A 10938-nucleotide genomic window follows, 5' to 3' on the forward strand; every position below is an offset into this window, starting at 1 on the left:
GATGATCTCATTCAAGCCGGCGAAACCGTGCCGGACCGGACCGGGACCGGAAGCCTCGGGAAAAAACGCCTCGCGTCAGACATCACGACGTTTCCGGCCATCTCCCCTTCCGCAGGTATTCCGCGATATCCGGGGCTCCGGTTTCCATAAGCCCTTCAGCGGTCTGAAGGCCCGTTCCGGGGTCCCAGCCCCGTTCACGGTAGAACTCGTCGAGCACCTTCTCAAAGGACGGCCTGTCCATCACCGCTCCCGCATAGGGACCGAAGGTGAGGGGCTCCTCCATAACCCTGGCCGGCAGAATGTCGTCTTTTCTGCCGAATCCGGCATGGACCGTGTTGAAGGCTTTTTCGGCCTCGACGATACGCCGTCCCCTTCTCCAGATCTCTTCGGGAGTCAGCCCTTCGCAGCCGAAGGCCTCAAGGGCGCGGGAAAGGGGCTGAATATCCGCCAGAGCGGGATCGTACCACCCGGAGGCAAAATAGCACATCCCCGCCGAGTCGACGATGGCCTTGTAGATTTCGTACCAGGCCACGAGCTTTCCCTTCCCCTCGTAGGATCCGGGCACTCCCGCGTTTTCGTTGCCGAAGAGCCATTGCCCGGTCCAGGATGGAATCTGCCTGTTTTCCGTCTGGGGCGAGCCGTTGAGGTGTCCTCCTCCCCTGGCGCTTACCGCCATGCCGAACCCCCATGCCTTGTGGGACCGGACGCCCTGCTCGTTCAGCCCGACACCCTTGACGTGCATGGCGAACTGTTCGCTGCCCCGGCCCACAGTTTTCGCCGCCTCGAGAACACCTTCGCCGAGCAGGCGGCCGAATCCCTTGCGTTCGGCGATCATCCCGATAAGGGCAAGGATCGACTCCCCGTTTCCCCAGCGGAGCTCCAGGCCGTCCGTGTCCGCAGGGCCGAGAATCCCCCGCTCGAAACACTCTATGGCCCAGCCGAGGGCAGCGGCGACGCCGTCCACGTCAAGACCGGAATCGTTGCAGAGCCTGTGGGCCTCGAGAAGGGCGGCAGGGTCGTCCAGGTCGAGGTTGGACCCCAGCCCCCGGACCGAGTTTGCATGCATGCCCTCCACCTCGATCCTCTTTCCGTCCCGTTCCGTTTCGTAGAGATGGAGACAGGAGAGAGGGCAGTTCCAGCAGGAGGTCCGCTTCTTCTCCATGGGACGGAAGGCTGCCTCGCTGATGCGGGCTGACTTTTCACCGTCCCAGAATTCTTCCTGGAGGTTCCTCACCGAGGTGGGGACTTTGCCGCTCCATCCGCCCACGCCCGCCATGCCGTGGGTCCCCCCGGCCCGAAGGGCGGCCGACGCTGACGACGCCCTGAGTATCCAGGAATACCGGCGGCTCTCGGAAAGAAAGGCGGCCTCGTCCGCCGCTTTCGGGACGCCCCTCCCCGAGGCGGCCACGGCCTTGAGGTTCTTGAACCCCATGACGGCGCCGGATCCCCCCCACGCCAGGGCGTGAGCCCCGCCGATCATGACGCAGGACACAGCGGCGAGCCGTTCGCCGGCGATGCCTATGGACGCCGTCTCCGCCTCAGGATCGCCGGTCACTGTCCGGACAGCGTCCGCCGCTTCGGAGACGGAAAGCCCCCAGAGATCCGAACCGTCCCGGATTTCCACCTGTCCGTCCTTCAGCAGAATCCAGCAGGGAGAGGAGGCCCGCCCGGAGATCACCAGGGCGTCGAACCCTGCCTGCCGGAACTTCGGCCCAAGGTTTCCGCCGCCGCTGGACGTAGAGATGCCGCCGCTCAGGACGTTCTTCGTCACCAGGGCGATCCTGGAGCTTCCGGGAAAGGACGTCCCGGTGAGGCTTCCCGCCGCGAACACGAGAAGGTTTTCAGCGGACAGGGGGGCCGCCTCAGGTCCAACGCCCCGAAGAAGCTCGAACACGCCGAATCCACGGCCGCCGAGGTTCCCGTAAAAATCAGGCGTTTCCCGGATTTCCACCCTTTTATCCGTCAGGCCGACCCAGGCAACCCTTCCCGTTTTAGTTTCCGGCACATCCGTCACATCCTTTGTTGCTCTTTTTCTGTCATCATGGAGCCCGGGGTGCAACCGGCCATTGTAAGCGACCGGTTGCACTAAAAGGTTCTACCACAGGTCCCGGAGAATTACTTCCATTCCTTGATGGCGTTCTTGTAGGACTGCTCCATGGCGTAGGGGTATTCCCAGAGATCCGTCTCTCCCTTTTTCTTCGCCTGGATGGCCTTGTAGACCCGCTCCCTTCCGAGGGGGTAACTGTGGATCCTGATCCCCAGGGCATCGAAGAGGGCGTTGTCCATGGCCGGAGCGGGAGAGATCATGGAGTGTTCTCCCACTCCCCTGTTGCCGTAGGGAGAGAGCTCTTCCGGAGTTTCCTCCCAGAAGGCGTCCAGGTCGGGGGGCACGTCAAGCGCCGTGGCAATCTTGTAGTCCGTGAAGTCGGGGGTGAGGAGCCTGCCGTGTTCGTCGTAGTACATGCCCTCCATGAGCCCCGCCGATATGCCCTGGACGGTGCCCCCCTCGATCTGTCCCTTCACGTTGACGGGAGAGATGGCCTTCCCCACGTCATACCCCGCGGAGACCTTGTTCACTTCCACGGCTCCGGTGGCGGGATCCACCTCCACGTCGATCCCCACGGCTCCCACGGTGAAGTGGACAACGCTCTTGGGAGACTGTCCCGTCTCGGGGTCGGGGTAGATCACATCAGGCGGCACGAAACTGCCCGTGCCGATCACAGGGCCGCCCTTGTAGTTTCCGTCGGGCATGAGGAATCCGTTCTGTATACGTTCGTCGAAGGGTTCCGCCTTGCCTTTCTTTCTGCATTTCACGATTCCGTGCTCGATGGTGATGCTCTCCGGTTCCACCTGCCAGTACTCGGCGTAGAGGGCGAGGATCTTCTGCCGAACATCCGCCGCCGCCCGCTTCACCGCCATGCCCATGGACCAGCATGAGCGGCTGGCCACCGTCTGCCAGTCGTAGGGGTGGCTCTGGGTATCAGGGTAGAGGCACTTGATTTTCTCGACGGGGATGCCCAGTTCTTCGGAGACCATCTGGGAATAGGCCGTGTAGGCCCCCTGCCCCATGTCCATGGTGGCGGCCAGAACCTCCACCGTTCCGTCTCCCAGTATCTTGACTATGGCCGAGGACGCGGCGTCCGCCGGCATGGCGGGTGCCTTCAGGGCGAGGGCGAACCCCTTGCCCCGAACCCATCCCTTCCGCGTGGCGGGCTCTTTTTCGTTGAGCCTGATTCGGTCCACCACCTTGCCCACGATGGTGTCAAGGGCGTGGTTGTTCATGGGCATGCCCGTGCAGGTGGGCAGGCCCGGCTTCAGGATGTTCTTCAGGCGGAACTCGATGGGGTCCATGCCGACTTTTCTCGCGGCGATGTCGATGACCACTTCCATGGCGCCCATGAGCTCCGGAAGGCCGAAGCCCCGGTAGGCGCCCCCGAAGGGCTTGTTGGTGTAGACGGCGTAACTGTCGGTCCAGACGTTGGGGATGTAGTAGCACCCCGTGGAGGAGTAGCCTGCGCTCCGGACGGGGTTCGCACCGTACTCGGCGGAAATGCCGGTGTCGAAGTAGAAGGTGTTCCGGATGGCGGTTATTTTTCCGTCTTTGTCGATGCCGAGCTTGATCTTGGCCACGTAGGCCTGGCGCACCCAGGACGTGAGAAGCACTTCCTCCCTGGGGATATAGAGCTTCACCGGCCTGCCCCTGACTTCGGGGTTCATGGCGCCGGCGAGGCAGAGAGCCTCCACCGTCATCCCCGCTTTTCCGCCGAAGCCTCCGCCGATGGGAGGAGCGATGACCCGGATTTTGCTCAGGGGATATTTCAGTCCCTTGGCCACGATATCCCGGAGGGCGAAGGCCGACTGGGCGGTGGACCAGATGGTCAGGTCACCCGTGGCGGGGTCTTCCCTGCAGATGCAGCAGTGGGGCTCGAGGAAGCCGTGGGCGATCTGGGGGCAGTTCACCGCTTCTTCCACGATGTATTCCGCCTCGGAGAAAGCCTTGTCCACGTCGCCCCTGCGGATGCGGAACCAGTTGCCGATGTTCGTTCCGGGGAAGGGGGTGATGAAGTCCACGTGGTCGTAGGTTTCCAGTTCGGGATGGACCAGGACCGAGTTATCCGTGGCGGCCTTGACGGGGTCGAAGATGGGGGGCAGCTCCCGGTATTTCGCAGTGACCTTGAGCATCCCCTCCTCCGCCGCCTCCTCAGACTCGGCGATCACCAGGGCCACCGGTTCGCCCATGTAGCGGACCTTGCCGATGGCCATGGGTGTGCGGTCCATCAGGTAGAGGCCGAAGCGGTGGACGAAGTCCTTTCCGGTGACCACCTTGACGACGCCCTTCACCTTGAGGGCTTCGGAGACGTCGATGGACAGGATCTCGCCGTGGGCCACCGTGGAGCGGACTGCCCTTGCGTGGAGCAGCTCCGGCCCGAACCGAAGATCATCGGTGAAGGCCAGGGTCCCCGCGGCCTTTTCCACGTCGTACTTTCTCTCGGTCCACGTTCCCACGCCGCTGCTTGTAACGGTCTGTTTCATGGCAGACACCTCCCGTCACCGCGCGCCGCCGGGGATGTGCCCCAGCTCGCGCATGGCCGCCGCAGCTTTGCGCACAGCCCTGAAGATGGGAATGTAGCCCGTGCAGCGGCACAGGTTTCCCGCCAGGGCGACCCGGATGTCCTCTTCCGTGGGATCCGGGTTCTTCCGGAGAAACGCGTAGGCGGACATGATCATCCCCGGAGTGCAGAAACCGCACTGAATGGCCCCTTCGTCAATAAAAGCCCGCTGGATGGGATGGAGTTCACCCCTGGGACCCACAAGCCCCTCCACGGTCAGGACGGATTTGCCTTCCGCCTCGAGAGCGAGGACCATGCAGGATTTCTGGGCCAGGTCGTCGATCACCACGGTGCAGGTGCCGCACTCCCCTTCCTCGCAGCCCCGCTTGACGCTGGTGACGCCGTATTCCCGGAGGGCCCGGAGAAGGGTCGTCCGGGGCTCCGCGGAAAAGGTCACCGGCCTCCCGTTGAGAATGAAATGAACGTCTCTTTTCATGATGCACTTCCTCCCTGGAGTCTCTCCGCGCAGAGAGCCACCGCCCTTTTGGTCAGCTCGTCCACCATGGAGAGCCGATATTCCCGCGACGCCCGGACGTCGGTGATAGGATTGGTTGCCTCGGCGGCCGCCTTCCCGGCCTTTTCGAGAAGGTCATCCCCGGGAGCGGCAGCCCCCTGGAGGATCTTCTCCGCCTCCGCAGCCCGGACCGGCCTCGGGGCAACCGCCCCGCAGGCGATCCTGTAAGTTCTCCCCCCCTCGCCGTCCACGGCAAGGCAAGCCACTCCCACCTGGGCAAGGTCGAGGGCATTGCGCCGGGCAAGCTTGAGGTAGCATCCGGCACTTCTCTCCCCGGGAAGGGGAAGGGTCGCGGCGGTCACGATCTCGCCGGGATTGAGGCAGTTCTTCCTCGGTCCGGTGATGAAGTCGGCGAAGGGGATGTCCCGCTCGCCGCCCGGGCCGAAAACATGGAGCACCGCCTCGTAGACGGCGAAGGAGGGGATGATGTCCCCGGAGGGGACGGAAGCGCAGATATTGCCGAGGACCGTGGCCTTGTTCCGGATGAGGACGTCGGAATGGGAAAGGCAGGCGTCCCGGAGGACGGGATAGTAGCGTTTCACATCCTCGTTCTCCGCCGCTTCGTTTACTGTGGCGAGGGCCCCGATCTTGATGCCCCGATGAGGGTAGAAGGAGATTCCCCTGAGTTCGGGTATTTCCGAAAGATCGACCAGGACAGCGGGATGGACCACGTGTTTCCGCATCCAGACGAGAACGTCCGTTCCTCCCGCCTTCACCATGGCCTGAGAACCGTGTTTCTCCAGGATCTCCGCCGCTGAGGCGAGAGACCTGGGCCGCTCCATTTCAAAAGCCAGCATGAAAACCACCCCCCGAAAGAACACAGGCGAACGGCACGACACAGGGAATGCCGCCGCGGCGGCCGCCTGCCCTATGGAAAAGGGCGTCCCCAAAAGGAGACGCCCGAAGAAGCTGATTTATTCCTCTGCGAAAGCGACGATGCGGGAAATGCAGGATTCTCCGCCGACGAAGCGCCAGGGGAAGCAGCCGATGGTGACGCGCTTGCCGCTGACCAGGTCGATATCGCCCGCCACGCACTCGGCATGGATCAGGTTGCTGGGGAAGAGGGCGATGTGCATCACCTGGTAGTCCTCTTCAGGGAAGAAGTCGTCAAGGCCCTTGCCGTACTTCTTCTTCAGGTGGGCGTCGGCCTGCCTGGCCTGGACGGGCATCCACTCCCGGATCTTGGTGTTCATGGGGTGGTCAGCGGAACCGCAGTCCACGCCGATCCACTTGATCTTTCTCTTCAGGGCCCACGTGGCGAACTCCCGGGTGGGTCCGGGGTGCTTTACCATGTACCGGACTTCGTCGGCCTCGGGCTCGTTCCAGCCGTACCTGTGGTAGCCGGTGTTGATGATGAGGATGTCGCCGTCACGGATGTCCGCCCGGGCCTCGAGATCCTCTGGGGTGTAGATGCCGTAGTCCTCGGCGATGTCCTTGATGTCCACCACGACACCGGGGCCCACGAGGAAATCCTTCAGGGGCAGGCTGGCAATGTCGCCGCCGTGGCCGCAGAAGTGGATGGGGCCGTCAAGGTGGGTTCCCACGTGGTTGGAGTGGGTCAGAAGCTGCCCGTTGGCTCCGTTGGGGGCCAGGCGCTTGAAATACTTCACCTGGAGGGGTTCATAGGTGGGCCAGGGCGGGGTCTGCACGCCGATGGGAATGGTGAGGTCATAGACCTTGATGTTTGCCCAGTTCTTCAGTTCGAGACTCTTGCTCATTCAAAAACGCCTCCTTTTAGATTGAATCAATCCGGTCTTCCCGGGTCATTCGCCCAGGTACCGGTCCGCGAACGCCTCGGCGGCCTTGAGAAAGGCCTCCGCAGGCATCCGGACGATTCCTGCGCCCACCTGGCCCTTTCCGGGTTCCCTGTGGGCCGCGCCCGTATCAAGAACGGGAGTCACTCCCGTTTCCGCCACCTTGAGAATGTCGATCCCCGTGGGAGTTCCCCTGAAGTTCAGGGCGGGAATGGTGAACATGTTGTTTTCGCCCTCGGTGATCTCGTACATTTCGAGGGTGTAGTTCACCGCGTCCTTCGGCGTTCCGCCGATGAACTGGACAATGGCCGGGGCGGCGGCGAGGGCGAAGCCCCCCACGCCGTAGGTCTCCATGATGGCGCTGTCGCCGATGTCCCGGTTGGTGTCCTCCCTGGTGAAGCCGGGGAAGAGAAGAACATCCGGAAGGGCCGCCTCGCAGGTAAACCAGTCGTCCCCGAGGCCGGACACCTTGATGCCGAACTCTGTGCCGTTCCGGGCCATGATGGTTACGAGGCTCGAGCCCTCCACGCCGTGGGCCGCTTCCGTGGACACCTTGCCGGCCGCCATGGCGAGATTCAGGAAGAAATGGTCGTTCTTGTCGATGAACCGTAGGACCTCCGCGAGATCCGCGGCGTTTTTGCAGGTTTCCACGAGGAAGGGAGCGATGGCCCTCAGGAAGAGGGATGTCCCCGCCTTGTTCCTGTTGTGGAGTTCGTCACCCATGTGGAGCGCCTGGGCGATCATGTTCTTCACGTCCAGCTCCTGCCCCCGCTCCGCGCTGAGCCTGATTCCGGCGTCAAGGACGGGGTACAGGACCTTTTCCATCCACCGGAGCCTCTCGATGACCTCGGGAGCGAAGGCCCCCATGCGGAGCACCTTGCCGAGCCCCTCGTTCATGGTGACATAGGATTTGTTGCCCGCCGTCCTGTTTTCAAGGACGAAGACGGGCATGCTCGGAGAGACGATCCCTGCCATGGGGCCCACAGCGTGGTGATGGTGGCAGGGGTCGAAGGTGATGCCCCCGCTTGCCGCGAGTTTCTCGGCCTCCTCGGGGGTATCCGCCCACCCTTCGTACATGCATGCGGCCATGACGCCCCCCCGGATGGGTCCGGACGCCGTCTCCCACGTAAGCGGAGGCCCTGCGTGAAGAAGCATCCTGTCCTTCATTCCCGGCACAATATCCTTCGCCTTCCCCATTCCCACCACCACAGGCTGGGCGGAAAGCAGCCGGGAGAGGGCCTCCCCGTTCGCTTTTTCGATGTCGATCACTGTCAGTTTCCTCCCTTCCTGAGCTTTTTCAGCCGGGCAAGAAGATCCCCGCCCGCAGCGGAGGGTTTCCAGTCCATGGAGACCGCCTCCGCCTTCTGCGTCTTCAGATCGGCGTAAAACTGCTCCACGCCGATATTCACAACCTTGGGTCCTTCCTTGAGCAGTTTCGTCATGGACATGGTCATCCCTCCAGGATCATGGCCGCCAGGCGGGCCGCCCGGGCGTTGCTGTCGCAGACATGCACGCCCAGCTCCTCGAGAATCTTCCGCTGCTCCGACGCATTCTGGGGATCCGTGTCCACGCCGCAGATGGACGCCACAAAGGCGATCCGATCGCCGGCGACGGACCGGGCCTTGCGGATCCCTTCCGCGAGCCCCGCGGCGGGATTGTCGTTGCACCCGTAGCCGAGGACCACATCGAAGAGGATCACTCCCACTTCGGGGTCCCTGGCCTCCTCGTAAATCCGCTCCGCCCGGAGCGAGACGTCGATCATGGGGTGCAGCCGCCCCTGGGTGAATTCGTCCTCGCCGTAATCCACCATGGAATGCTGTTCACTTTTCAGGCTGTCTTCGAGCTTCATCTCTTTTTCCAGGGGAGTGTTGCTCCGGATGGGACCGAGAATGTCCCTGGCGATGAGCTGTCCTTCGTAGCACAGGGTTCCGCCGGAATAGAGCCCCCGGAGATATCCCTTCCGCTTTCCGATGGTTTCGGCCCTCTGCCGGAGCGCTTCATACTCCCGGAAGAGGTTCTCCCGTGCGCGGACCCCGTCCTCGCCCTTTGCCAGCGCAGCGGCCACGGCGGCGGTTTCCTCGAGCTCCCGGCAGATGAAGACGCCGTCGGAATCACCCTTCGCCTCGCCGCCGATGAAGCCGAGAACGGCAGGCTTCTTCCCCGCCTTCACGGCCTGGAGGATCTTCTGCTCCACCTCCGGTGCGGGCGGCTTGCCGAGGACGGTGAGCACCTCCACCTCGCCGTCGGCGAGAAGGGCATTCACTGCCTGGAGGCACATGATGCCACCCACTTCGCGGCGGACATCCCTGCCTCCCGTTCCGATGCCGTGGAGGACGCCCACTCCCCGCTTGGCGAGCTGGACGTGAACCTCCTGGAGCCCGGTGCCTGCGGCTGCGACGATGCTCACCGGTCCCGGAGGGCAGGCGTTGGCCATGCCCATGGCAACGCCCCGGACGATGAGGGTGCCGCAGTCGGGGCCCATGACGAGAAGCCCTTTTTCAGCGGCCGCCTTCTTGATTTCCACTTCCTTCTCCACCGGCACGTTGTCGGAATAGAGCATGACGTTGAGTCCCTTCCCGATGCAGTCCATGGCTAGATCTCCGGCGTATTTCCCCGCCACGGAGATCAGGGCGAGGTTCGCGTCGGGGAGGACCGAGAGCGCTCCTTCAAGGCTCTTGGGACGGTAATCCCCCCCTGAATCCGCTTTTCTTCCGGGAGGATTTGCGAGATATTCCTTCGCCTTTTCCAGGGCGGCCGTCAGGACGGACTCTCTCTCCGCCTCCGGAGCATCCGTTTTGATGGCGATGATGAGATCGTTGGGTGTGGCGTCCACGCCATCGAGGTCGAACCCGCCCGACCCCAAGATCTTGTAGTTCGCCTCGGTTCCCATGCTCAGGGAGGCCGCTGAGAGACTTCCGTCCTTCAGGAGCTCCTTTGCCACGAGCATGAGGGTGACGCTGTCGTAATAGGTCCTCCGGACAATTTCAATCCGCTGATGTGAAGAGGGCACAGTTTCTCCTCCTTTCCCGCTTATCCGGTCCGCTCCCGGCAGAGGGCTTCCGCAAGCCCCGCCAGCCAGGCCCGGCCGGAGGTATGACCCCAGTCCGCAATACTCCCGGCACTCCCCGTCACTGCCCCCGGATCTTCCGATGCAAGAGCGCGGAGAAGCCGTTTCGCCCGAAACCAGATGCCCCCTGCGAAGGCGTCCCGGAGCATTTCTCCCGAGAGCCACGACGTGAGGGCGGGGACAGGGTGAAAAGGAACGTCTTTCCCCTGCCAGAGCATGCCCGCGGCAAGACCGGAAAGAAAATCATCCCCCGCTGGGGTGCTGCCCGGCCCGAGGCCGACGAGTTCATTCCAGGCCCGCCGGATGACCGGCTCCTGCAAATCCGACAGCTCGCCGGCAAGAAAATCCCCCCACTCGGCAACGAGCCCTTTCCAGCGGGGGTTCATCTTTTCCGCCGGAAGGGCGGGATCGTAGGTCACCCGAACGTCCGCAGGGCGGACGGCAATTCTTTCCCCCGCCCGGACCGGCGGGAGCGTTTCCACAAGGAAGGTTCTCGGCCCCATGTCCTCAGGGGAGGTCACGAGGGACCATCGTCTCCGCTTCTCTCCTTCTTCGAGGTTGACCGTTCTTCTGTATATCTCGCGGACGGAAAGGGATACCGGCTTTCGGCCGGTGTCGGCGCTCCGTCCGGAGACGTGGAGTGCAATTCCGATCAGACAACGCCGTCCTTTTTGAGCTCCTCGAACTCGGCAGCGGAGAATCCGAGATACGACGTCAGGACCTTCTCCGTATGCTCGCCGAGCAGCGGCGCAGGGGCCTCGATTTCGGAGGGGGTTTCGGAGAACTTGATCGGAACGCCGGGGATCTTCATGACTCCGGCCACGGGGTGAACCACGTCCACGATCATCTTCCGGGCAAGCACCTGAGGGTCGTTGACCACGTGGGCTATGTCGTTGATGGGCCCGCTCGGGACATGCGCCTTTTCAAACTCGGCAAGCCAGTGCTCCGAAGTATTCTTCATGGTCCTCTCCTCGAGTATTTCCTTCAGGGCGT

General features: G+C 63.1%; 10 protein-coding genes. All 10 read right to left on the reverse strand.

From position 1 onward, the window contains the following. Positions 1 to 82 precede the first annotated feature (82 nt). Complete coding sequence (locus JMJ95_RS11530; RefSeq protein WP_290685448.1) at positions 83 to 2005, reverse strand: aldehyde ferredoxin oxidoreductase family protein; 1923 nt, start codon at positions 2003 to 2005, stop codon at positions 83 to 85. A 110-nt stretch (positions 2006 to 2115) separates the two neighbouring features. Continuing rightward, complete coding sequence (locus tag JMJ95_RS11535; protein ID WP_290685449.1) at positions 2116 to 4533, reverse strand: xanthine dehydrogenase family protein molybdopterin-binding subunit; 2418 nt, start codon at positions 4531 to 4533, stop codon at positions 2116 to 2118. Positions 4534 to 4548: 15 nt separating this feature from the next. Then, on the reverse strand, positions 4549 to 5049 hold the full coding sequence (locus JMJ95_RS11540; protein ID WP_290685461.1) for a (2Fe-2S)-binding protein: 501 nt from the start codon (positions 5047 to 5049) through the stop codon (positions 4549 to 4551). Next, a complete protein-coding gene (locus JMJ95_RS11545) occupies positions 5043 to 5921 on the reverse strand; it encodes a xanthine dehydrogenase family protein subunit M (protein WP_290685450.1) in 879 nt (292 codons plus the stop codon). The genes JMJ95_RS11540 and JMJ95_RS11545 overlap by 7 nt, the downstream gene beginning before the upstream one ends. 117 nt (positions 5922 to 6038) lie before the next feature. Next, a complete protein-coding gene (locus tag JMJ95_RS11550; protein ID WP_290685451.1) occupies positions 6039 to 6842 on the reverse strand; it encodes a cyclase family protein in 804 nt (267 codons plus the stop codon). Positions 6843 to 6887: 45 nt separating this feature from the next. Next, positions 6888 to 8147 (reverse strand): DUF1116 domain-containing protein, encoded by a 1260-nt coding sequence (locus JMJ95_RS11555; protein WP_290685453.1) that lies wholly within the window; start codon positions 8145 to 8147, stop codon positions 6888 to 6890. A 2-nt stretch (positions 8148 to 8149) separates the two neighbouring features. Next, positions 8150 to 8326 carry a hypothetical protein gene (locus JMJ95_RS11560; RefSeq protein WP_166670211.1) on the reverse strand — a complete coding sequence of 59 codons (177 nt, stop codon included), beginning with the start codon at positions 8324 to 8326 and terminating at the stop codon, positions 8150 to 8152. A gap of 2 nt (positions 8327 to 8328) precedes the next feature. After that, positions 8329 to 9888 carry an acyl-CoA synthetase FdrA gene (gene fdrA / locus JMJ95_RS11565; protein ID WP_290685455.1) on the reverse strand — a complete coding sequence of 520 codons (1560 nt, stop codon included), beginning with the start codon at positions 9886 to 9888 and terminating at the stop codon, positions 8329 to 8331. A 20-nt stretch (positions 9889 to 9908) separates the two neighbouring features. Next, complete coding sequence (locus tag JMJ95_RS11570; protein WP_290685457.1) at positions 9909 to 10466, reverse strand: DUF2877 domain-containing protein; 558 nt, start codon at positions 10464 to 10466, stop codon at positions 9909 to 9911. A gap of 131 nt (positions 10467 to 10597) precedes the next feature. After that, a partial coding sequence (locus JMJ95_RS11575) for a CoA transferase (RefSeq protein WP_290685459.1) occupies positions 10598 to 10938 on the reverse strand: 341 nt, incomplete at its 5' end.

This window comes from Aminivibrio sp. (assembly GCF_016756745.1).
Lineage (GTDB): Bacteria > Synergistota > Synergistia > Synergistales > Aminobacteriaceae > Aminivibrio.

Coding starts and splice junctions, on each gene's coding strand:
- JMJ95_RS11535 (WP_290685449.1), bottom strand. CDS start 4,533: ATGAAACAGACCGTTACAAGCAGCGGCGTGGGAACGTGGACCGAGAGA.
- JMJ95_RS11545 (WP_290685450.1), bottom strand. CDS start 5,921: ATGCTGGCTTTTGAAATGGAGCGGCCCAGGTCTCTCGCCTCAGCGGCG.
- JMJ95_RS11550 (WP_290685451.1), bottom strand. CDS start 6,842: ATGAGCAAGAGTCTCGAACTGAAGAACTGGGCAAACATCAAGGTCTAT.
- JMJ95_RS11560 (WP_166670211.1), bottom strand. CDS start 8,326: ATGTCCATGACGAAACTGCTCAAGGAAGGACCCAAGGTTGTGAATATC.